We start from the raw sequence: 22761 nt of genomic DNA on the forward strand, positions 1-22761 counted from the left end.
AGAGTTTCTCGCGCGTTATTCGAAGGGTCAGCAGTTATAGCTTGCCCAATTGCATGATCTTGTGCTGACCGGTGGCAAAGCCGATGTGCTTTTGCTCCATGTAGAACTCAAAGCTCCAGTCACCGCCGTCGCGACCGATGCCCGAGGCTTTGACGCCGCCAAACGGTGTCGGCAGGTGACGAACGTTTTCCGAGTTTACCCAGATCATCCCTGCCTCAAGCTTTTCGGTGAAGCGCAACGCTCGCGTCAGGTCGTTGGTCCAGACATAGCCGGTCAGGCCATAAGGTGTGTCATTGGCAACCTGCAACGCCTCCTCCTCGGTCGAGAACGGTATGGCGGTCAGAACCGGGCCAAAAATCTCTTCACGGGCGATGCGCATGTCGTTGTTGGCATTGGTGAACAGGGTCGGGCGAATGAAGTAGCCTTCATCGCCAATCTTTACACCACCAGCCGCAATGGTCGCGCCATCCTCTTTGGCGATGTCGAAATAACTGGTGACCTTGTTGTAATGCTCTTCGGTCACCAGCGGGCCAATCTCTGTGGCAGGATCCAGAGGGTGGCCAACTTTAATGTTGTTCACACGCTCGATCAGCTTAGCCTCGAACTCTTCCTTGATCGTGTCTTGAACCAACAGGCGCGAGGACGAGGTACAGCGCTCGCCATTGATCGAATAGATCATAAAGATCACTGCATCCAGCGCCCGGTCCAGATCGGCGTCGTCAAAGACAATGACCGGGTTTTTGCCGCCCAGCTCAAGGTGGTTGCGTTTGTGTGTGTCCGCTCCCTGTTTGACTATCAGGCTTCCCGTGCGGCTTTCGCCAACAAAGGCGATAGCTTTGATCAGGGGGTGCTCGCACAGTGCCTTGCCCGCGTCCGGGCCGAAGCCATTTACCGTGTTCAACACGCCCTTGGGCAAACCGGCCTCTTCAGCGATCTCAACCAGCAAGCGGGCCGATAGCGGAGAATCCTCGGCTGGCTTGTGGACCACGGTGCATCCAGCTGCCAGCGCCGGGGCGATCTTCCAGGTCGACAGCATGAACGGAGTGTTCCAAGGGGTGATCACGCCAACCGGGCCAATTGGCATACGAGAGGTGACGTTCATCAAAGTCGGCGATTTCAAATGCTGACCGTCGCGCGCCTGCACGACCTGATCGGCAAAATACCGGAAATTCTCTGCCCCTCGCAGGGCGGCTTTGGCCATGAAACGTAGTGTCTGACCGGTATCCCAGCATTCGCACAGCGCGATTTCTTCGGCACGGGCTTCGATAGCATCAGCGACATTCAAAAGGATACGGCGACGCTCGGTTGCAGGCATGTCACGCCACTCGGCGAATGCAGCATGTGCCGCAATTGCGGCCGCGTCGATGTCGTCTGCCGTGCCGTGGGCGACGTCGCAAATCACGGATTTGTCCACCGGCGAGGTGGATTGAAACACACCTGCGGTACCATCCCGGTCCTCACCGGCGATGCGGTTCTTGATCCCCTTGTCTTTGAACCGTGCCAGAAAACCCGTCAGTTTCTCGATATTGGTGTCCAGAGCGCTCATTCTTCAGGTCTCCTGCGTGGTCGTGCCCAAGTGGTCCCGGATCGTGCCGGTCTTGGGCGAAAGGTCTGGGTCTATGTCACGCATCTCAAGCGAGAGCGCGATGGAATGCTTTGAGAAGGCCGGGGCCAGATACGTCTTTACGGCATCAAAGATACGCTGAGTGGCATCCTGCTTAACGTCATCAGGACGCCCAGCCCGCAAGCGGATCGAGATGTCGATAAAACCATGCTCGGGGTTGCCGTCGGCAATGGCATAGTGATCAACACGCGTCGCGCGCACACGAATGCCTGGCATTGGAAAGGTTTCGATCTCTGCCGCTTTTGCCCGGATGCACTCGCACAAATCACCCATGTCGATCCGATCTTCTAGATTACTGGAATACTCGACGTGAAAATGCGGCATGCTACCCTCTCCTTTGGTTAACATGTTTAGTATTCTGAAATCAGAGTGTCAAGAACTTGCTTTGTTAATCTTTGCAATTTCCCAAATCGCACTCTAGAAGACAGCATGAACACTCAAAGCCATACCAAAAGCACCTCTCGCTCGCTTCCGATTGCGCTGTTGCGCGCCCGCGAAACAGTGATGGCGCCCATTCGAGAAATGCTGCAGGGCATTCACCTGACCGAGCAGAAGTGGCGCATTTTGCGCGTACTGGACGAGCTGGGCGAAGTGGAACAAAGTGCCATAGCCAACGAGGCCTGCCTGCTGCTGCCCAGTCTCACGCGAATCTTGCGCACGATGGAGGCCGAAGGTCAGATCACCCGTCGTCAGGACAGTCAAGACAAGCGCCGGACCAAGGTTAAAATCACGAATGAGGGTCGTCGCATTCTTGAAGAAAACCTAGTGAACTCGCTAGCGATCTCAAACAACATCGAGGCTCAGATGGGTCGGGAAAAGCTGGATCACTTGCTGGACCTGCTCGAAGAATTACAAGCCGTCAAAGTCTGACCCCATTCAAAAAGAACGGGGTCAAAACGGTCTTCAAAGGCTCGCCAGACCTGCATCCAATGCAGACAGTATTTTGGCCACGTCATCTGATGTGAGAACCAGAGGCGGCGAAAGGATGATGTTATTGCCGGAAACGCGGACCATCACACCATCCTCATAGGCTGCCTTCTGAACCTGCAGCGGCAGGTGCTTGGCAATGGGCGTTTTCGTCTCGCGGTCCGAGACAAGTTCCAACGCGCACATCAAGCCCTCACCACCGCGCACATCTCCGATCGCGTCATGCTTGTCGGCCAGTTTTTGCAGTCCGGCATACAACTCATCGCCACGAACGGCTGCATTTTCCCAGACTCGCAAACGGTTGATCTCTGACAACGCTGCCAATGCGGCAGCTGCACCTACCGGATGGCCGGAATAGGTATACCCCTGATCGACGGAGGCCTTGCCAGTTGTATCGCTTTCGAACACTTCTGCCACTGCGCCGGAAATCATTGCGGCCCCGAACGGGAAATAGCCATTGGTGATAGCCTTGGCCGTTGTCATGATATCGGGCTGCACACCCCAATGCCGCGCGCCGCTTTCGCTGCCGGTCCGACCGAAGGCGGTGATGATTTCGTCCGAGATCAGCAGAACGCCGTGTTTCGTGCAAACCTCGCGGACCATAGGCATGAATGTTTTGTGCGGCGGGATTACGCCCCCTGCCCCCAAGACGGGCTCCATAATGAACGCAGCGACCGTGTTCGCACCCTGGAATGCAATCTCGGCTTCCAGCGCCTTGACGCAGAGCTGAGCCAGTCGCTCCGGATCAGTCTCGTCGAATGGATTGCGATAGGTCCAGGGCGCTGGCACGTGGAAACAACCGGGCATCATCGGCTCATATGCCGTGCGGAACTTCTGATTCCCATTGACTGAAGCGGCGGCAAAGTGGGTGCCGTGATAGCCTTGCTTCAGACTGATAAACTTCGTGCGCCCTTCCTGACCACGAACCTTGTGATACTGGCGCGCCAGCTTCAGCGCAATCTCGACCGAATCCGAACCGCCAGAAGTAAAGAAGGCCCGTGTTAACCCGTCGGGCTCGAAGAACTGCGCCAACTCGTAAGACAGCTCAATTGCCTTGTCATTGCTGGTGCCGCGGAACGTTGAATAATAAGGAAGCGCGTTTAACTGATCGGTAATGGCCTGTTTCACCGGGTCACAGGAATAGCCCAGATTGACATTCCAAAGCCCGCCGACAGCATCCAGCGCTTTGTGACCATCGATATCAATGATACTGACACCTTCGCCTCCGGTCAAAATGGTTGGGGGGTTGTTCTTGCTGTCGGCCGGGTGCGCCATGGGGTGCCAGAAATGGCGGGCATTGTTTTCTTTGAGAAAGTTAGAGTCTTTCATGTCGCGGGTCTCCGGCGGTTGATTCAGCCAATCGGTCAGGGCTGAAACTCAGTTGGAAAATTTACGGGGCGCTGGCCGCCAAAAATCGCGGTCAGCTCGTGCGAGAGGGTCTGTAATGACGTCAGAATCAGAGGCAAGCGCGCTTCGGTCGCGCGAATCTCAGGTACCGCAATCGCAATCGTACCGAGCGCCACCTGATCGATACCAAAGACAGGCGCGGCGAACCCGTAGACACCGTCTTCGAAACCGCCATTACTATTCGACCAGCCCTTTTTCCTGATCTGCGCAACGCGTTCTACGATCTGATCCGAAGTCGTGAGTGTATTTTTTGTGAAAGGCTTCAGCGACCGTGTGTCCAGGTTTTCCAGCAGGAAGGCCGGACCAAAACTCAGCATGCAAAGACCCGAGGCCGTTGCATTTACGGGCAAAATTTCTGCAGGATCTAAACTGACCCGCACAGTATGCTGCGTCGTTTCGACTACTAGAGAGGTCTGGAGAATGCCTTTTTCAAGAAGCGAAAGATGCAGGCTCTCACCGACTGTTTGCATGACAGCTTGCATCTTTAGGCGCGCTCCTTCCAGGCCTGGCTTGGCAATTTCGCGCAAGGCGGCAAGACGCAGAGCTGCCGGTCCAATAGCATAGGATTTTGTGAGCGGGTTCTGTTCGATCAAACCGAAATCTTCCAGCGCACGAAGATGGCGCAAAGCAGTTGCTTTGTTCAATCCGGACCGCCGGGCAATACCGCTCAGGCCGATTTCCGGTTGCGAGCTTGAAAACAAATCAAGCAACTTCAATGCATTAATTGCAGTTCCCATTCTCCGCCTCTCCTTTCGTCATGTAATACTTGACAGAATGAACTTAACAAAGCAACATTAATAATGTTACTTCGGTTCATTTATTGAACCATTATGGGAGGCGTAAATGAAAAAATTTTTAACAGCAGCTGCCTTTGCAGCGACTGCAACCGCTGCACTGGCTGAGTATCCTGAAAAGCCCGTTACCTTTGTGGTTCCGTGGCCTCCGGGCGATCTGGAAGACGTGCTGACTCGTCTGATCGCGGATGAATTCCAGGCGATGTATGGGGTACCTGCTGCGGTAGTTAACAAGCCCGGTGGCGGCGGTGGACCATTCCCCGGTGCAGTCGAGGTCGCAACCGCTCCGGCTGACGGGTATACGATCGGGTCATTTGTAATTGGCGTGCCGGTAATCGGACCCGAAATCGGCATCCCCGAACTCAATCCGAACCCATTCGATCCAATCGGTATCTTCCTGACCTATCCGTTCGTGATTGCATCGAGCAAAGATGCGCCATTCTCGAATTGGGAAGAACTGGTAGCCCACGGCAAGGACAATGACCTGGCGCTTGGCCATTTCGGCTCGGTTCTTCCGCCCACGCAGGTCACCTTTGCGGCTGCAGTCAGCAGCGGGTTCGACTTTGCAAGCGAAGCCGCATTTGACGCGCTGGATTGCAACACGCTGGCTTCGGGCGACGTGGATGTCATCAACACCACGCTGCAACTTGTGCTTCCTTGCCTCGATCAGGTGAATGTTCTGGCCAGCATCGGTTCCGAGCGAATTTCTTTGGTGCCGGACACACCGACAATTGTCGAACTGAACCCGGACCTGCCATTGGCGCTGTGGAATGGTTTGTTCGTTCACAAGGACACACCAGCCGATGCCCGAGCAAAGATCACTGCTGCTGCACAAAAGGCACTGCAGTCCGACAAAGCCAAAGAGCTTGGAGAGGAAACCGGGGCTCTGATTTACTGGCAAGACCCAGACGCATCCAATGCGCAGATCGAACAGGACAAAGCCTCTTTCGCAAAAATCGAAGAGATTCTGGGCGAATGAGCATCTGACAGGGCGCAGGTGAACAACCAGCGTCCTGTCGTATTCTGGGGAGGAACACGATGATCGCCAAAACGCTGCAAGACATGTTCCGGCGATACCGTCGACCCGGGGATATCGTTTTTGCCATCCTGTTCTTTGCGTTTGCTCTTTTTCTGCTGACTCAGATCAGCGTCGAAACCAAAGTGGTCAAGCGTACCAAGTGGTTCGCACAACCCTCGCTGTGGCCAACAATTGCCATCTGGGGCATGGTGATATTCAGCGGCTTGCACTTGCTAAGCTCGGTCATATCACCCCGCATTCCCGGTCGCTGGAGAGAGCTCACCTTCTGGGTGAAGTCCCTCGAATACGTCATCTATTTCCTGATCTATGTGGCGGCCGTCCCGTGGCTTGGCTATCTGCCTTCGACCATGTTGTTCGCGGCCTTTCTGGCGTTGCGCACCGGGTTCAGATCGCCAGCTTTAATAGGCATCGCACTTCTGTTCGGAGCGGTTGTTGCCGTCGTTTTTCGGGCGCTTCTTCAGGTCAATATACCTGCGGGCCGCGTGTACGAAGCTCTACCGGACGCCGTGCGCGTCTTTGCTTTAACCTATCTGTGAGGCCGTTATGGACAACCTGATATCCGGCTTCGCTATTCTTTCGCAGTGGCAGGTCATCGTCGCCCTGTTCATTGGATCAATCGGAGGGGTCATCATCGGAGCCCTGCCAGGCGTCGGTGCCGCCGTAGCCATCGCCATCCTGCTGCCCGCCACCTTCGCATTTGAACCCATTGTGGGCCTGACGCTGCTGTTGGGGATATACGGATCGTCAATGTATGGCGGTGCGATCCCGGCTATTCTGATCAATACGCCCGGCACGGCAGTCAATGCGCTGACCACCTATGACGGCTACCCCATGACCAAACGTGGCGAAGGCCATCGTGCCTTGTCGCTGGCCTATTCCGCGTCTTTCTTTGGCGGGGTCTTCTCGATCCTGTGCCTGATCATCCTGTCCCCTGTCCTGGCCTGGGTCGCGCCGCATTTCGGCAGCAGAGAGATTTTCCTGGCCGCGTTCATGGGGGTCTTGCTGGTGATCCTTGCCCATCGTGGCCAGGTCTTTTCCGCGGCAATGCTCGCATTTTTCGGGATCTTTCTGAACACGGTCGGGCTTGAACCGGTCAAATACACCAAGCGCTTCACTTTTGACCAAAGCTGGCTGACTTCGGGGGTTGATCTAATTGTGGTGGTTCTGGGCCTCTTCGCAATCAGTCAGGCACTTTTGCTGCTGGTAGACAAGGAACACGCCCCGGGAGAGGCACATGTACGCGGTAATATCTTTGCCGGCCTCAAAGAGCTGCTAGGTATTAAGCGCATTGCCACAGTATCGTCTTCGCTGGGCGTGCTGATGGGCATGATCCCGGGCACGGGTGAGTTCACCTCGCAGTTCCTGTCCTACACTTACGCACAAAAAACGTCGAAAGATCCCGATGCATTCGGCAAAGGCTCGCCGGAAGGGCTTGTCGCATCTGAGGCTGCCAACAACGCGGTCCCGGGCGCGGCGATGATCCCGCTGCTGGCGTTGGGTATCCCGGGTGAGGCACTGACTGCCATGATGTTGTCCGTGTTCTACGTGCACAACGTGATCCCGGGCCCGCAGCTGTTTGCGGACCAGATGGACTTCGTCATGGCGCTCTATATGTCGTTGATCCTGTTGAACGTGATTGTGCTGATCTTCCTGCTGTTTTCGACCAACCTGCTGCTGAAAATCATCCAGATTCCAACGCGGTTTCTGGGCATAATGATCCTGACACTGTCATTTGTCGGCGTGTTCAGCCTGCGCAACTCGATCTCGGACTGCGCCATCGCCGCCGGTTTCGGGGTGTTCGGCCTGATCCTGAAGCGCCTGAACCTGCCGATTGTGCCGATCATTCTGGGCATGGTTCTGGGCGGGATCATGGAAGTTAAACTGCGCAGCGCGATGGCGCGGGTCAAAACGCCACTCGATTTCATCGACCGTCCGATTGCCGCAATCCTGTTCGTAATGATCCTTGGCATCATCTTATTGCATATCCGCACGTTGGTTCAGGAACATCGGGAACGGATTAAACCGCAGCCAACAGGCGAAGAAGAATCCACGCAGCAAGGATGAACTAAATGGATCAATCCACGATTGACGCACTGCGCGCGCAGGAACTCTCACCCCGCGGCCATTTCATAAACGGAGCTTTCCATTCCGGAGAAACGGGTGCCCAGGCCGAGGTTCTGTCGCCGATCGATGGCCAACCTCTGGCCCGGATCGCCGAAGGCAACTCGACCGACGTTGATAACGCTGTGCGTGCCGCACGGGTGGCGTTCGAAGACGGCCGTTGGTCACGCAGGGCTCCTGCAGGGCGGAAAAAAGTTCTGCTGAAACTGGCTGAGTTGATCGAAACTCAAGCTTTGGAAATCGCGGTTCTGGGCGTGCGTGACAACGGTACCGAAATAAACATGGCCTATAAGGCCGAGGCTCTGTCGGCAGCTGCGACCTTTCGGTATTATGCCGAAGCTATTGACAAAATCTATGGGCAGATCGCTCCAACCGGCCATGACATTTTGGGTTTGGTGCATCACGCCCCTGTCGGTGTCGTGGGTGCGATCGTTCCGTGGAACTTCCCGCTGATGATCGGCAGCTGGAAGATTGCGCCTGCACTGGCGGCGGGCAACTCCATCGTTTTGAAACCGGCGGAAAGCGCTTCGCTTAGCTTGCTGAAAATTGCCGAGTTGGCAGCCGAGGCCGGGCTACCGGATGGCGTACTCAATGTGGTTACCGGGCGCGGTTCAGTCGTCGGTGAAGCGCTGGCCTTGTCCATGGACGTGGATATCATGGTCTTTACCGGCTCGGGCGCGACGGGTCGCCGGCTGCTTGAATACTCCGCCCGCTCGAACCTCAAGCGCTGCTATCTGGAGCTTGGTGGGAAATCCCCCAACATCGTCTTCGCCGACGCACCCGATCTTGCCGAAGCAGCTAAGGTTTCTGCCGCCGGTATCTTTCGCAATTCAGGTCAGGTCTGTGTCGCAGGTTCGCGCCTGTTGGTTGAGGAAGAAATCTACGAGGATTTTGTCTCTGAGATTACACGCCACGCCGAAAGCTTTCGCGTCGGAGACCCGCTGGACCTGAACAGCCAAATCGGGGCCGTCCACAGCCTGACCGAGTTGGAAGCCAACTTGGACTTCGCTACCAAGGCTGAGGTCGAGGGGGCTGAGCGCCGCACCGGCGGCGAACGCATCCTGACCGAAACCGGCGGCTATTACATGGCTCCGACGGTCATGGCAGGGGTCAAGGAAACTGACAACCTCTTCCAGAACGAGGTGTTCGGGCCGGTTCTGGCCGTTACACCTTTTAAGGGCGAGGATGAGGCAATCCGACTGGCCAATGCCACTGTCTATGGATTGGCTGGTGGTGTCTGGACTTCAAACCTCAGCCGCGCGCACCGCATGGTGTCAGCGGTGCGCACCGGGGTCGTGCATGTGAATACCTATGGCGGCGCCGACCTTACCGTTCCGCTGGGCGGCGTTGGACAGTCGGGCAACGGGCACGACAAATCCCTGCATGCGTTCGAGAAATATTTAGATCTCAAAACCGCTTGGATCAAGCTTTGAACAAGGCATCGGCATGACCCTTTCCCCAAGATCCGTAGACCTGATCAAACGCCGCACTCGGTTTCTGGGCCCCAATGTCTCGACCTTTTATGACGAGCCCCTTCACATCGTTAAGGGCGAAGGGGTCTGGCTATGGGATGCTGATGGGCGCAAGTATCTGGATTGCTACAACAATGTTCCCCATGTCGGCCATTGCAACCCGCGCGTTGTCGAAGCGATCTGTCGTCAAGCAAGTATACTCAATACTCACACCAGATACCTGCATGAGGGGATTCTGGAATATGTGGAAAAACTGACCGGAACAACTGACGCTTCATTGGATACTGCGATCCTGACCTGCACGGGGTCCGAAGCCAACGACATTGCGCTGCGCATGGCCGAAAGTATGACTGGCAAGCGTGGTCTCATCGCAACGGATGCCACCTATCACGGCAATACCTCGCTGGTCAGCCAGCTCAGCAAATCAAACGCCCCAAGCGTTGGCTTTGGGTTGGACCAGTTTTTCCGCTTTGTAGAGGCGCCCGACAGCTATCGCGATCCCGATCCGGACGGTACGAAATTTGCAGATTGCGTCGCCGAACAGATCGCCGCACATGAAAAGTCCGGTGTAGGATTCGCGGCCTTGGTCGTCTGCCCATATTTCCTGAACGAGGGTTTCCCGGACCACCCCGATGGTTGGCTGAAACCCGCGGCCGAGGTTGTTCGTAAGGCCGGAGGTCTGCTGATCTGTGACGAAGTACAATCAGGTTTCGGTCGCACCGGCACTCATATGTGGGCGCATCAAAAAATGGGTGTGGTACCCGATGTCATGACCCTGGGTAAACCAATGGCCAACGGTCATCCGGTGGGCGGAGTTGTGACCCGTGCAGAAATCCTGGCGACTTTCAGAAGAGGCTATCGCTACTTCAACACATTTGGCGGTAACCCAGTTTCATGCGCCGCGGCCAAGGCTGTGCTGGAGGAAATCGAAGACAAACAGCTGATTGCAAACGCCAGAATAGTTGGTGATCACGCCCGCAAACGGATGAACACGCTTGAAGAGAAATACGATTTCATCGGCGATGTGCGGGGTTCAGGCCTTATCTTCGGTGCCGAATTTGTTGCGGACCGCGACAGTAAGGAACCCGCCAGCGCACTCACAGATCAGGTCATCAATGAAATGCGGCAGCGCGGGATCATTCATTCGAAACTTGGGCGTCACAAGAACACTCTGAAAATCCGACCGCCAATGCCATTCTCAATCGAAAACGCGGATCTGCTGTTTGACACGTTGGATACGGTTCTGGCCGAAACCCAGGCATCCGCATGAGGAAAACCGTAGATCAGGCGCTTGCCCTCTGGGGGTTTCAGAACTTGGAATGTGAATTGGTTGCCGCCCGAGAAAACCATGTCTACCGCGTTCAGGCGGACGGACGCATCTATGCGTTGCGACTGCACCGTCATGGTTATCGAACGAATGAAGAGCTGTGGTCCGAATTGCAATGGATGGAGGCGCTGGCCGCCAATTGTGTCAGAGTGCCTGCGCCTATAGCCAGCGCAACGGGAGACTACTTGCACGTTATTGACGGAATTCAGGTCGATGTACTGACCTGGCTGCCGGGACGTCCGTGGGGCGAAACCACGTCTGGGATCAACCATGAGGATCGGGTTGGCGTCTTCTTTGCACTTGGGCTAGAAATGGCCCGTCTGCATTCAATCAGCGACAACTGGCAACAACCGGCTGGGTTTTCACGCTGGTCATGGGATCGCCGCGGATTGGTAGGTTCAGACCCGGTTTGGGGCCGCTTTTGGGAAAACCCGACCCTCAGCGAAGACGACCGCACGCTGTTCGAACGATTCCGCGATACCGCAAATCAGGACCTGAGACAGCTTGAGCCGGAACTGGATTACGGCCTGATTCACGCCGATCTTGTACGCGAAAACGTTGTTATCGACGGCGACAAAGTATCGTTGATCGACTTCGACGATTCAGGCTTTGGTTTTCGCCTTTTCGAGATCGCGACAACCTTGATCAAAAACATGAATGAGCCAGACTTCAATCAGCTGCAAGCAGCGCTTACGACTGGTTACCGGTCGCAACGCCCAATTGATACTACACACCTTGAGTTGTTTATGGCTTTGCGGGCAGCAACATATGTCGGATGGGTTTCGACCCGCATGCAGGAAGACGGCTCGAAAATTCGCAACCAACGGTTCGTTGCTACCGCCCGAAAACTGGTAAGCCAATATCTTAGGTAAGCTGCACTACAAGGAGGAAAAATGGCGACGAAAGTAATCCTGCTGATCGGCACCTATGACACCAAGGAACCCGAGATGCGGTTTCTTGAACAGACAATCCGCGAACAGGGCGCCGACGTACTGACCATGGACGTCTCGGTCCTGGGCGACCCGAAGACGCCAACTGACATTTCAAAGCATGACGTGACTGCAGCCGAGGGACTGACCATCGATCAGGTGATCGCCCTGGGCGATGAAAACAAGGCGTTTCGCGTGATGTCCGCAGGGGCCGCCAAAGTGGTGGCACAAGCTTATGCGGATGGGCGGCTCGACGGTATGCTGGCCACAGGTGGCACGATGGGCACGGATCTGGCGCTGGACTGTGCGCAGGCGCTGCCCATGGGCGTGCCGAAATACATCGTGTCGACCGTAAGTTTCTCATCCCTGATCCCACCGCACCGTCTGGCGCCGGACATACAGATGATCCTGTGGGCCGGCGGTCTTTATGGTATGAATTCGATTTGCAAATCCTCCCTCAGTCAGGCGGCCGGTGGTGTCGTCGGAGCGACCAACGCAGCCATCGCGCCAGATCGCAGCAAGCCGCTGATTGGGATGACCAGCCTGGGCTCCTCTTGCTTGCGCTACATGAAAACACTCAAACCAGCTTTGGAAGATCGTGGTTTCGAAGTGGCTGTATTCCATTCCACTGGCATGGGCGGCATGGCGTTTGAAAAACTGGCGAGCGAGGGTGCGTTTGCCTGCGTCATGGATTTCTGCATGCAGGAATTCGGCAACCTGATGGCAGGTTCTGTTGTGTCAAGCGGTGACGACCGTGTGACCAATGCCGGACGTGTGGGCACACCTCAGATGGTCGCGCCCGGCGCGCTGGATCTGCTGGATTTCGCCGGGTGGCAAGACATACCAGAGCAATACGCCAACCGTCCATTTCACGAACATAACCGGCTGATCAAAAGCTCGGTCTTTAACGGAGAGGAGCGTCGTGCCTGGATTCGCGAACTAGCCAACCGGTTGGAAGCGGCAACTGGTCCTGTACATTTCTTTTTGCCCGTTCAGGGCGTCGAAGCCTGGGACAAAGAGGGCGAGGAAGCGCATGACCCTAATGCACTTGCCGACATGGTCGACGAGGCAAGAATGGTCATGCCCGGGCGCATTCCAATGACTGAGTTGGACGCCCATATCAATGATGACGCGTTTTGCGATGCGGTATTGGCCCAATTTGACGCTTGGGTTCAGGATGGGTCCGTAAGAACTTGAACCACCCCTACTGCCATTCAAAGCGCTGTATGCTCGCCGACAACATGACCGCGGACGCTGATCGTGTGGACCGGTTTCTAGACATTGTTCTAAAACGTGGACAGCGACGAGCTTTGAAACGGCAACGCCAGATGGTGTCGACGTCGCCAACATGATCGGAAAACGGCGATATTCATGCACGAAGACATCTGGCTTTCGACTATTTTCTGAAACACCAGGATAGGTGTGACCGGTGTTTTGTTAAACCTGAACGCCCGCAAAGTTTGCGAAGCAGGCTGGTTCGGTCTGGCTGGTCAGGGTCAGGGTCAGGAGGATCCGAATTGCTCGCGGACGTGCGACCAGAAGCGATCGAGAGCGCAAAAATCCATGTCCTTGCGCCGGGCCGCACAAATATTCCACGTAAGTGTTTTGGTGGTTTCGATTTCTTTAAGCAAACCTAAAGCGGCGTGTTGTGCAAAGTCTGCCTGCATACCACCACAAATCAAATCCGTTTTGCTGCAAGGTCGACAACCAGAGAAAAATCGTCACTTTCAATCTGAGGCAGGCGATCCACGATTTGCCAGGCAGCTTGCTCACCGCCCAGAATTGTCGCTATTGCCGCTCGCCAATGCCGGTGAAGATGCGCAGTCACAAATGGGCTGCGAAACACGTCAGCGGCGCTTACCGGGCTGCATTAGTGCAAAGGGTGTTCGGGGCGTGCCCAGAAAGATACCGGTTCATTACGAAGAACCTGAATATCCAGATCACTCAGATCAGGGGCATGGGTCAGATCACAAACTGCCGCATCGAGCTTTCCCATGCGCAGCGCCTCCAGGGGTTCCCTGGTTGCTCGGACGTCGATCCTTGCTCGCAAATCCGGCATTTCTTGCAGCAATTGGGTCAGTATCGGAGTAATGACTTTGCGCGTCGCCAAGGGCCCACAGCCGATGTTCAGCAAATCAGGACCTGTGGAACGAACCCTTTCGACGTCGGCCTCGAACTGGCTGGTTGCCTAGCTTAGCGTATCAAGCAGTTTCAGAAAGCTCTGCCCTGATCGGGTCAGGGAAACGCCCTTGCCGCTGCGTTCGAACTAAGCATGACCAACATAGGATTCAGCTTGCTGGATGTAGCGTGAAAAGCTGGCCGCGACGTGCCAAGCGCATCTGCGCCTGCCCTAAAATTTCCGTGCTTGGTCAAAGACCGCACTGCAGCTGCAATCTTGGCGTCAAACAACGGTATGCCTCATCTCATTTTTGGAACACGTGAACCGATATCTGAAACGCACGCGTTCTACTATAGCTCGACTGACAATTTACTGAGAAAAAGCAAGGCAGTGGGCACTTCGCCTAGGAAACGCGCAATGAGCGGAGGACCTGTATGGTTCCGATAAGGTTACTTTTTGCACTAATTAGTACGGCGGCGATTTCAGCAGCTTCAGTCGCGGCTGAAACCGACGACAACCGGCCCAACATACTAATACTTATTGCAGACGACATGGGCTTTTCCGACGTCGGCGCTTTTGGCAGCGAGATCGAAACTCCGACCATCGACCAGTTGGCCGAACAGGGCATGCTATTCACCAATTTTCATGTTGGCGCCTTTTTGTTCGCCTACCCGTACCATGTTGATCAGCGGAGTTGACAATCACCTGGCGGGCTTGGGGAACATGCTGGAAATCCAAGCTGACAACCAATTCGGAAAACCGGGCTATGAGGGTCACCTGAACGATAAAGTGGTCGCTTTGCCACAACTGTTTCGCGACGCGGGTTACCACACCTCCCTGACCGGCAAATGGCATCTCGGCCACGAACCCGAAACCATTGCTCATGCCCGCGGGTTCGAGAAGTCCTTCATGCTGGATGAGTGAGCGGCCGACAATTGTGTGGCGCAGCCTTATGCATCTTTTCACGAGCCGCGGCATTTGCCGAATTAGGAAAACTGGCAGAGTAGAAGAAAGCATTTAATGCGCGGAGGATGCAGACCTATGCCGGTATGCCCGACAATTTGGACGTCAATATTGGCAAGCTGCTGACCTATCTCGACGACAAAGGTATCACAGACAATACGATCGTGATCTTCCTTGCCAACAATAGCCCGAACCCGAACCAGCTACCGCTCTCAGAGGCATACCGCCTGGTCCAAGGCCAACTACCACAAGGTCTACATGGAAGATTTCGAAGGCGACTTTACCGATATGGGCCAAAAGGGCGTTTTCGCTGACTATGGTCCCGGTTGGGCGGCGGCAGCGGCGGTTCCTGGCAGCTACTTCAAGACGTTTTCCACCGAAGGCGGATTGCGCGTCCCACTGATCGTACGCTTTCCGAGTGTCGTCGAGCCAAGCACACAGATCGACAAATTCGCCTTTGCAAGTGATATAGTCCCAACGCTTTTGGATGCGGCAGGCGTAGAAATGCCGAGTTCCATCTATAAAGGGCGAGAGATTTATGCTCCGGACGGTATCAGTATGATGCCCGTCCTCAAAGGTGAAGCATTGACGGTTCGGGGAGACGGCAATCCCGTTGGATACGAATTAGCAGGTTCTTCTGCGGTGTTCGACGGGCGCTACAAGCTGATGCAAAACTTGCCCCCGAAAGGCACTGGTGAATGGGAATTATACGACATCGAGGCCGATCCGTCGGAACTTCATGATCCGGCCACCGAAATGCCGGAACGCGTAGCAAAAATGAAAACCTTTTTCGAAAGCTATACCAAGGAGGTAAATCTCGTTCCGGTTCCCGAAGGCTACAACCCTTTGGAACAGACTATCACCAACGCGAAACGTGGTAACGGGCACTAAAAGCGAAATCGCGCCGCCTCGGCAACGGGGCGGCGATATGGCGGTCGTGTTAATCTCCTCACAGTTCGGTTTGCTCCAAAATGCGTGCCGGGCAGCAATGCGCTATCCGCGTTGCAATACCATAGATCGAGGCCATGGCTGACCTGGACCGAGAGCAGACAAACCAAGGCTATGTCTTCCGTCGTTTTGGTACCGCCTCTCCGCCCTTGGCAACCTTTGCAGCAGCGGCACGTGCGCGGTTTTTCTTGCTGCTGGGTTTGCCCTTGGGCGGTGGCGGGCCTTTTCGGGAATCGCCACTGGATTTGAAATCGCCGCCTTTGCGTACACCATCGCGAGCCTTGCGGCCTTGTTTCTTGGCGCCCGTTGCTTTGAATTTGACATCCGGCTCCCCTTTGGAGGCCACGGCCGAGGGGGATTGGCGACGCTTAGGGGCATCCGCGTGATCGGTCGAGCGATCCGCTTTGGATCCCTTCTCTTTCGGTTTTCGGGGCTTTCGATCCTCGGGTTTCGGTTTGCGGTGACGGGGTACTGGTTCGTCGTTCCAATCAATGGGGGTTGCGTCCCCTTTGGATGAGCGCGAACTACCCTTGGCTACGCGCTTGGATTTGGACCGTTCAAACGCTGGTAGGTCCGGCGCTCTGTCCTGTCGCACAAGATCCTTTGAGCCTTCAATTTTCATGTCGGGACCAACAGCTGCCAGAAAACCCTCAACACTGGCTTCACGGATTTCGACGTAAGACACGTCATCGGCAATTCGGATAGCACCGATATCGTCTTTGGTAAGGTTGCCAGCCTTGCACACCATAGGTAGCAAATGACGCGGAGACGCATTTTGGTTGCGCCCTTCAGACAACGAAAACCAAACACTCGGTCCAAAGGCGGCACGTGGCTTTGGGCTCTCCGATTTTACCGCAGCCAGCTCTTCGGGGGCGGAATGGCGCAAATTGTACTGGCGGAGGTAAGCTGCGGCGATTTGTTCGGGGGTGAACTCCTCAACCAGTTGGTCAACTACCGCGCGTTCACTTTCGGTGATCTCTACCTGCCAGTCATCAGATGCAAACAACCTGGCCTGATCGCGCTCTTGCACCTCATCAGCTGACGGAGCGGACCCCCAGTCCGCAGTTAGTTTGGCGAACTTCAGAATACGTTCCGCCTTTTTTCGCGATGACGGCGGCACAACCAATGCGCTGACGCCCTTGCGCCCTGCACGACCTGTTCGGCCGGAACGGTGCAACAGGGTCTCATGGCTGTTTGGCAGTTCGGCGTGCACCACCAAATCGAGGTTCGGCAAGTCGATTCCACGCGCTGCCACATCTGTCGCCACACAAACCCGAGCCCGACCATCACGCATCGCTTGTAATGCATTGGATCGTTCGCTTTGGGTCAACTCGCCGGACAGAGCCACAACCGAAAACCCCCGGTTCGACAGGCGCGTAGTCAGGCGCGATACCATCATTCGAGTATTGCAGAACACGATGGCATTGGGCGCTTCATAATAGCGCAAAACATTGATAATCGCGTTTTCACCATCGCGCGGGGCCACCGCCATGGCTCGGTAGTCAATATCGGCGTGTTGGGTTTGTTCGCTAACCGTACTGACACGTTCTGCATCGCGCTGATACCGCGTCGCCAGATTGGCAATTGCGCGCGGCACAGTGGCAGAAAACAGCAATGTCTGACGTTCTGCAGGCGTTTCGTCAAGAATGAACTCCAGATCCTCACGGAACCCAAGGTCAAGCATTTCGTCGGCTTCATCCAGAACCACAGCTCGGATCGCGGTCAGATCAATCGAGCCCCGCATGATATGATCACGTAGCCTGCCCGGAGTAGCGACTACGATATGTGCACCGCGTGCCAGTGCACGTCGTTCGTCGCGCATATCCATACCACCGACGCACGACGCCAGAAACGCACCTGCATCGGAATAGAGCCAGCCAAGTTCACGCTTTACCTGCAGCGCCAGCTCCCGTGTCGGCGCGACGACCAAGGCCAATGGGGCGCCGGACGTCCCGAACGTGTCGCCGTCGCCCAGCAACGTAGGTGCAATCGCCAGACCAAACCCGATGGTTTTTCCTGATCCGGTTTGCGCTGATACCAGCATGTCGCGCCCATCCAATTCAGGCTGGGTCACGGCCTGTTGGACTTGTGTCAATGTATCATAACCCTTGCGGGCAAGCGCGTTTGCGATGGTTTGTTTCACGGTGATGGTTCTTTGTATCGGCCAGGTGATGTGAGCCGTGCGGTATTGCAGTCAGCGCATCATCCAAAGTTAAAGGAAGCCTCTTAACTTGAGTCACCGGCATTGTATAGCCACGGCCTATCTTTCACATTGCGAAAACTGGTTTGTACTTCAAACTCCGAAGTAGAGCGCGAACCCGCCGGTTTTCTGTAGGCACGGGTGGGTAACTTAAGTCCGGCTTTATAACCGCTGAAAACTGACCAATCAGCGATGTTGGATTGGCTGACGTTCGGAGAAACCGGGGCCGTCGGAGAGTTCTAACTGGCTTATTGCCCCGGGAAAACGATACCATTCGCAGTTGGACGGCTCGCAATACAACCACAAGCTTCGTTGATCGTACAAATGAGCTGAGAATATTGGACCGAGTTGGCTCGAAACCAGATAGGCTGTCAGAGTTGTCGCCTGATTTTCCGCCCCGAGGCCATTTGATCGTTGCCAACCAAGCAGATAACCCTTGCAGCTTTAGCTTTTAATGGCCTCCCAAACCGTGTTTCCGGCTGACGAACGTAAACAAGCTTCCACAAAGGCCATCCCGTGCACACCCTCTTCCAAGCTGGTGAATAACATTTCCGGATCAGGTTGCAGGCCGCCCTGATGTGACCGGATCGCGTGTGCAGTCGAAGTGTAATTCGTCGCAAAGGCTTCCAAATTCCCTTCGGGATGGCACCGGGCACCCGTGTGACCGCATTGGCCGCCGTCTTGGCTCCTCCGCCACCTCGGGTTAGCAGCTGCTTGCGTTCTCCGAAAGGTGTGTACCACAATCGATAGGGATCTCCCTGTTTCCATTCCATGCCGCCCTTGTCGCCACAAACCCGCAGAGACAATTCGTTTTCGTTGCCTGGCGCGATTTGGCTAGCCCAAAGCATACTCTTCGCACCATCGGAATAACGCAATAGAACCGCGACATTATCATCTACCCAGCGCTCAGGCATAAATGCCGTTAAGCCCGCCGCAACTTGGGTCGCCCGTTGTCCTTTGACAAAGCACACCAATTGACATGCGTACGCACCAATGTCCCCCAACTCACCCGCTGCCCCTGACTTCAATGGATCGGTGCGCCATTTAGCCTGCTTGTTGCCATCAGGGGCGGGCTCGGTAAGCCAATCCTGCACATATTCCACCTGTATATGGCGCGCTTGCCGAACCATCGGAGTGCCCCGATAGTTGTGGGTCAGTATGGACAACACACCAGTCTGTTCCTGCTCCGCAAAAAAGGCGCGAGCTTCCCACGCGGACGTCGTCAGAGGCTTGTCGCAAAACACATAAATGCCCCAATGGCAGGCCAGTGATTTTCTCTGCTCTCGGCGCCCTAAAACCCGTTTTAGCCAGGGCCGTGCAAGTCATCCACCGGTTGGAACAAAAGCTTACATTTCGCTTCGTTCAGCGCAGCGGTCGGTTCATCCATAACGATGACCTTGGCGTTCAGTGACAAAGCCTTGGTGATTTCAACCATCTGCCGCTGCGCGACATCCAACTCCCCGCCAGCGTGTCGGGTTCGAATCTATGGTGGTTGCCAAACAAGGCCAGAACGTCCGAAGTCTCCGACCGCATCCGTTCAGCATCCAAAAACCCCCATCCCCTACGGGCTCACTTCCCGGAAAGAAATTCTCGGCAACTGTCCGGTCGGGCAGTAGAGAAGACTCCTGATAAATTACGCTCACACCTTGGGCGAGCGCTTCAAGCAGGTGCTGAAACCGAACCTTCTGACCGTGCAGGTAGATCTCGCCCTCTTCCGCCTGACAGAACCGGGACAGAAACTTCATCAGCTTGGATTTGCCTGCACCGTTCTCGCCGGCGAGCGCGTGAGCCTCCCCGGCCCACGCCCTAAAACTGCCGGAATCCAGCGCGGTTGCACAATACAGGATCCAATCCAAATGATCGAACCTGCGGGCACGAATTTCCGGTTATGCACTGGTCGGGTTCGCATTTGGGTCAGGAACGATGGAAGCGCACGTCCGCTCCAGCCCTATCGTATCTAGCTCCCTGGCTAACCAGGCGCGATGATGTGGCGTTCCATCGAGAACAGGAATTTCGACGCCATCAAAGCCCTCTTGCGCAGCCAGACGTCAGTGCTCCAAGTGCTCCTTGCCAATTAATCCACCCTCGCAAAGCAGGTTTACGCCCAACTTCATGCCCCTTCCCCGGAAGATCGAAGTATTCATAGCCGCGCGCCTTATGAAATCGTTTCATTCTTATTTTAGCCCATTACGAATTGACTTTTTCGCCGCCACGAGTGTGGCAGTATGACCAAGAACCCTCAAAAAAAGACCGACAATCCGGGACGTCGCACGAGTTGCAGGCGCGTCCACGACAACGGTAAGCCGCGCCCTGCAATCCCCTGATATTGTTTCAGAAACCACCCGAAAATCTGTATTCGACGCCGTCACTGCAACAGGTTACAGCGTCAATACGACCGCTCAGATGTTACGGCGAAACCGGTCCGGCACGGTTTTGGTCATTCTGCCCGACATCGCAAACCCTTTCTTTTCCAAATTCCCGTCCGGGATCGAAGAGGTCGCCACTCGCGCGAAACTGACAATCTTGGTCGGCAATACCAATGGCAACGACAAAAGATATGCCAGCATTCTCGAAAACCTGCGCAACGGACGCGCGGATGGCGCCTTAATTCTGAACGGCACTGCGCCACCGCAAGGGCATACACCTGATGATGTTCCAATCGTATCTATTTCTGAACGCATAGAGAGCAGCACCGTGCCGCACGTTGGAACGGACAATAAAAAGGCGGCCTATGACGCCACCAATTACCTTTTGTCCCTGGGGCACAGCGCCATTGTGCACGTTAGCGGACCCGAAAGTAACACGCTGACCGAAGACAGATTGGCCGGATATACCAGAGCTATGACAGTTGCGGGACTGCAGGCCAACATCGCAATGATACCCGGCGGATTTACTTTTCAGGACGGTCAAAAGGCAACCGAAGTTCTTCTGAAGCAACACACTGCGGCGACGGCTGTTTTTTGTGCGAACGATGAATCAGCTATGGGTTTCGTTCGCAGCCTTCAAGCCTCGGGATTTTCCGTTCCCGAACAAATTTCGGTTATGGGTTTCGACGTCATTCCGTTCTCGCGCGTTTTCCAACCTAAACTTACAACTACGCATCAGGCGCGAAACTTGATTGGACAACGCGCGGTGGAAACGCTTCTGTCTTTACTGGAGAACCATTCGGCGCCTACCGGCCCGCTATTCCTGCCTCATGACGTGGTTGTTCGAAAAAGTACGGCACCTCCGCGCGGCTAAGGCTCTCGCCGATTGTCGCTGAAACTGTCGGCTCCTGTAAATTGCGATAAACGCTTGCGCCTTGACGAAATCAAAGGTTTGTTAGCCTACTTCAAGGCCCTAGCCAGAAACCTGCGTGTTGGCTCGTGCGCCGGCGTTTCGAACAGAACCTCAGGCGGGCCTTCTTCTATGATGCGACCGTCTTTCAGAAAACACACTTTATCCGCGGCCTCGCGCGCAAAACCCATTTCGTGCGTGGCCATTACCATAGTCATGCCCTGCCTTTTCAGCATCAGGAGGACATCCAACACTTCTCCAACCAGTTGCGGGTCGAGCGCTGACGTAATTTCGTCAAACAGCATGACTTCTGGCTGCATCGCAAGCGCGCGGACAATAGCAACGCGCTGCTGCTGTCCGCCCGATAGTTGATCGGGGTAGTTGTACATCTTGTCCCCAAGCCCAAACCGGTCGAACAGAGCTTCGACATCCGGCTGAAGCTCCGCCCGCGACAATCCACGTACACGGCGCGGCGCAAGCAGCACGTTCTCAAGCGCATTCATGTGCGGGAACAAATTGAAGCTCTGAAAGACTATTCCAATACGCGCCCGGACAGATTGTGGGTCACGACCGGGGACCGAGATATCCTCGCCATCCAGGAATATTGCCCCATCCTCGATCGGCTCAAGCAGGTTGATGCAGCGCAAGAGGGTAGACTTACCTCCACCTGACGCTCCGATCAGGCAAACCATCTGCCCTTCTTCGACAGAGAGATCAATTCCATCACACACAGTGCGATCTCCAAAGCGCTTGACCACGCCTTGCAGTTCAAGTTTAGCCATCAGCTGCGCTCTCGCATTTGTCGTGCCATCAGATGATCCGCATAGCGTGTTGCCGGGATCGTCACGATCAGAAAGATGATGGCCGCTCCGACATATGGGGTGAAGTTGGCCAGAAGTGATTTGAAAACCCCGGCCTGACGGAAGATCTCCACTGGTCCGATAAAGCTCAGCAGCGAAACGTCTTTTTGCAATGCAATCAGCATGTTCATCTGCGAAGGAACCACGTTGCGTATCGCCTGAGGAAGCACCACGTCGCGCATCACCTGCCGCTCGGACAAGCCCAAGGACAAGGCTGCGGCCCGTTGGCTGTGGTGGACGCTATCGATCCCTGCGCGGAAAATCTCGGCCACATAGGCCGAATATGTCAGGATCAGAGCCAACGACCCCCAAATATAAGGTGAGTTCCACGGGCGTGGCAGCCCCAGACCGGGAATCCCGAACCCGATCAGATAAACAGTCAGGATAACGGGCACACCCCGGAAAATATCCGTGAAGGCAGCACCGAAAATACGCAAAGGGAACAGTGCAGGTGATTTTGCATCACGGGCCAGCGCGATGAGAAGGCCGAGAACGGCAATCGCAGGTGCCGACCACGCAAAGATCATTACGTTGACACGAAAGGCTTCCAGCAGCTTGGGAAAGGTCTTGACCAGCACCGCGCCATTGAAAAAGCTTTGCTGCACCTTTGCCCAGCCAGGTGCCAGCGGCACCAGGAAATAAAAAGCGGCGATCACGGTGACAGTGCTTGTTGCAGCGATCACCATGGACCGGCGCCTCTGCTGCGCCTCATAGCGTTCGCGGCGGGTCATCCCCGCCGCTTTGGACTTACTCAT

Annotated in this window: 21 protein-coding genes and 2 pseudogenes; 12 read left to right on the forward strand and 11 right to left on the reverse strand. The window is 55.4% G+C overall.

Translation table 11 applies throughout. The features are described from left to right. Positions 1-34: 34 nt before the first annotated feature. Positions 35-1546, reverse strand: coding sequence for a 5-carboxymethyl-2-hydroxymuconate semialdehyde dehydrogenase (gene hpaE, locus AC2TDA_RS16035; protein ID WP_480879695.1), 1512 nt, complete (start codon positions 1544-1546; stop codon positions 35-37). A gap of 3 nt (positions 1547-1549) precedes the next feature. After that, positions 1550-1948 (reverse strand): 5-carboxymethyl-2-hydroxymuconate Delta-isomerase, encoded by a 399-nt coding sequence (locus AC2TDA_RS16040; RefSeq protein ID WP_480879696.1) that lies wholly within the window; start codon positions 1946-1948, stop codon positions 1550-1552. Between the two features lie 105 nt (positions 1949-2053). Between AC2TDA_RS16040 and hpaR the strand changes: the two genes are divergently transcribed. Continuing rightward, on the forward strand, positions 2054-2494 hold the full coding sequence (gene hpaR, locus AC2TDA_RS16045; RefSeq protein ID WP_480879697.1) for a homoprotocatechuate degradation operon regulator HpaR: 441 nt from the start codon (positions 2054-2056) through the stop codon (positions 2492-2494). A gap of 33 nt (positions 2495-2527) precedes the next feature. Here the strand turns inward: hpaR and AC2TDA_RS16050 are convergent, their stop codons facing one another. Together AC2TDA_RS16050 and AC2TDA_RS16055 are read right to left on the reverse strand one after the other, a co-directional pair. Continuing rightward, entirely contained in the window at positions 2528-3880 is a 1353-nt protein-coding gene (locus AC2TDA_RS16050; protein ID WP_480879699.1) for an aminotransferase class III-fold pyridoxal phosphate-dependent enzyme, read from the reverse strand. Between the two features lie 35 nt (positions 3881-3915). Next, positions 3916-4695: an IclR family transcriptional regulator gene (locus AC2TDA_RS16055; RefSeq protein ID WP_480847178.1), complete on the reverse strand. Its 780-nt coding sequence runs from the start codon at positions 4693-4695 to the stop codon at positions 3916-3918. Between the two features lie 106 nt (positions 4696-4801). Here AC2TDA_RS16055 and AC2TDA_RS16060 point away from each other — a divergent pair, with 106 nt between their 5' ends. Genes AC2TDA_RS16060 through AC2TDA_RS16090 form a run of 7 tightly spaced genes read left to right on the forward strand, consistent with a single transcriptional unit; the run spans position 4802 to position 12837 of the window. Beyond that, the gene (locus AC2TDA_RS16060; RefSeq protein WP_480879701.1) at positions 4802-5731 is read left to right on the forward strand and encodes a tripartite tricarboxylate transporter substrate binding protein; all 930 of its coding nucleotides are present in this window, start codon (positions 4802-4804) and stop codon (positions 5729-5731) included. A 59-nt stretch (positions 5732-5790) separates the two neighbouring features. After that, positions 5791-6327 carry a tripartite tricarboxylate transporter TctB family protein gene (locus AC2TDA_RS16065; protein ID WP_480879702.1) on the forward strand — a complete coding sequence of 179 codons (537 nt, stop codon included), beginning with the start codon at positions 5791-5793 and terminating at the stop codon, positions 6325-6327. A gap of 7 nt (positions 6328-6334) precedes the next feature. Next, a complete protein-coding gene (locus tag AC2TDA_RS16070) occupies positions 6335-7855 on the forward strand; it encodes a tripartite tricarboxylate transporter permease (RefSeq protein WP_480879703.1) in 1521 nt (506 codons plus the stop codon). A gap of 5 nt (positions 7856-7860) precedes the next feature. Then, positions 7861-9345, forward strand: coding sequence for an aldehyde dehydrogenase (locus AC2TDA_RS16075; RefSeq protein WP_480879705.1), 1485 nt, complete (start codon positions 7861-7863; stop codon positions 9343-9345). Between the two features lie 13 nt (positions 9346-9358). Next, entirely contained in the window at positions 9359-10654 is a 1296-nt protein-coding gene (locus AC2TDA_RS16080) for an aspartate aminotransferase family protein (RefSeq protein ID WP_480879707.1), read from the forward strand. Further along, a complete protein-coding gene (locus tag AC2TDA_RS16085) occupies positions 10651-11583 on the forward strand; it encodes a phosphotransferase enzyme family protein (RefSeq protein ID WP_480879708.1) in 933 nt (310 codons plus the stop codon). The genes AC2TDA_RS16080 and AC2TDA_RS16085 overlap by 4 nt, the downstream gene beginning before the upstream one ends. 21 nt (positions 11584-11604) lie before the next feature. Then, a complete protein-coding gene (locus AC2TDA_RS16090) occupies positions 11605-12837 on the forward strand; it encodes a Tm-1-like ATP-binding domain-containing protein (protein WP_480879709.1) in 1233 nt (410 codons plus the stop codon). 673 nt (positions 12838-13510) lie between these two features. Here the strand turns inward: AC2TDA_RS16090 and AC2TDA_RS16095 are convergent. Beyond that, complete coding sequence (locus AC2TDA_RS16095) at positions 13511-13774, reverse strand: LysR substrate-binding domain-containing protein (RefSeq protein WP_480879712.1); 264 nt, start codon at positions 13772-13774, stop codon at positions 13511-13513. A 536-nt stretch (positions 13775-14310) separates the two neighbouring features. On the opposite strand from AC2TDA_RS16095, the pseudogene AC2TDA_RS16100 reads away from it, so the two are divergent. After that, a pseudogene (locus AC2TDA_RS16100) lies at positions 14311-14683 on the forward strand (sulfatase-like hydrolase/transferase). Between the two features lie 297 nt (positions 14684-14980). Next, positions 14981-15613, forward strand: coding sequence for a sulfatase/phosphatase domain-containing protein (locus tag AC2TDA_RS16105; RefSeq protein ID WP_480879714.1), 633 nt, complete (start codon positions 14981-14983; stop codon positions 15611-15613). A gap of 169 nt (positions 15614-15782) precedes the next feature. On the opposite strand, the gene AC2TDA_RS16110 is transcribed toward AC2TDA_RS16105, so the two are convergent. From AC2TDA_RS16110 to AC2TDA_RS16125, 4 genes are all read right to left on the reverse strand, one after another. After that, the gene (locus tag AC2TDA_RS16110) at positions 15783-17813 is read right to left on the reverse strand and encodes a DEAD/DEAH box helicase (protein WP_480879715.1); all 2031 of its coding nucleotides are present in this window, start codon (positions 17811-17813) and stop codon (positions 15783-15785) included. A 428-nt stretch (positions 17814-18241) separates the two neighbouring features. Continuing rightward, a complete protein-coding gene (locus tag AC2TDA_RS16115; protein ID WP_480879863.1) occupies positions 18242-19000 on the reverse strand; it encodes a Gfo/Idh/MocA family protein in 759 nt (252 codons plus the stop codon). Between the two features lie 173 nt (positions 19001-19173). Continuing rightward, on the reverse strand, positions 19174-19305 hold the full coding sequence (locus AC2TDA_RS16120) for a hypothetical protein (protein ID WP_480879716.1): 132 nt from the start codon (positions 19303-19305) through the stop codon (positions 19174-19176). Continuing rightward, on the reverse strand, positions 19298-19726 hold the full coding sequence (locus AC2TDA_RS16125) for an ATP-binding cassette domain-containing protein (RefSeq protein ID WP_480879718.1): 429 nt from the start codon (positions 19724-19726) through the stop codon (positions 19298-19300). Before AC2TDA_RS16125 ends, AC2TDA_RS16120 begins: the two co-directional genes overlap by 8 nt. A gap of 400 nt (positions 19727-20126) precedes the next feature. Between AC2TDA_RS16125 and AC2TDA_RS16130 the strand changes: the two are divergent. Continuing rightward, positions 20127-20246 (forward strand): annotated as a pseudogene (locus AC2TDA_RS16130) (LacI family DNA-binding transcriptional regulator); the annotation flags it as partial. 27 nt (positions 20247-20273) lie between these two features. After that, positions 20274-21110 carry a substrate-binding domain-containing protein gene (locus AC2TDA_RS16135; RefSeq protein ID WP_480879719.1) on the forward strand — a complete coding sequence of 279 codons (837 nt, stop codon included), beginning with the start codon at positions 20274-20276 and terminating at the stop codon, positions 21108-21110. 86 nt (positions 21111-21196) lie between these two features. On the opposite strand, the gene AC2TDA_RS16140 is transcribed toward AC2TDA_RS16135, so the two are convergent. Both AC2TDA_RS16140 and AC2TDA_RS16145 read right to left on the reverse strand, forming a co-directional pair. Beyond that, on the reverse strand, positions 21197-21928 hold the full coding sequence (locus AC2TDA_RS16140; RefSeq protein WP_480847153.1) for an amino acid ABC transporter ATP-binding protein: 732 nt from the start codon (positions 21926-21928) through the stop codon (positions 21197-21199). Then, positions 21928-22761: an amino acid ABC transporter permease gene (locus AC2TDA_RS16145; protein ID WP_480879721.1), complete on the reverse strand. Its 834-nt coding sequence runs from the start codon at positions 22759-22761 to the stop codon at positions 21928-21930. Before AC2TDA_RS16145 ends, AC2TDA_RS16140 begins: the two co-directional genes overlap by 1 nt.

The sequence above is a fragment of the Ruegeria sp. HKCCD6426 genome, from assembly GCF_057221115.1.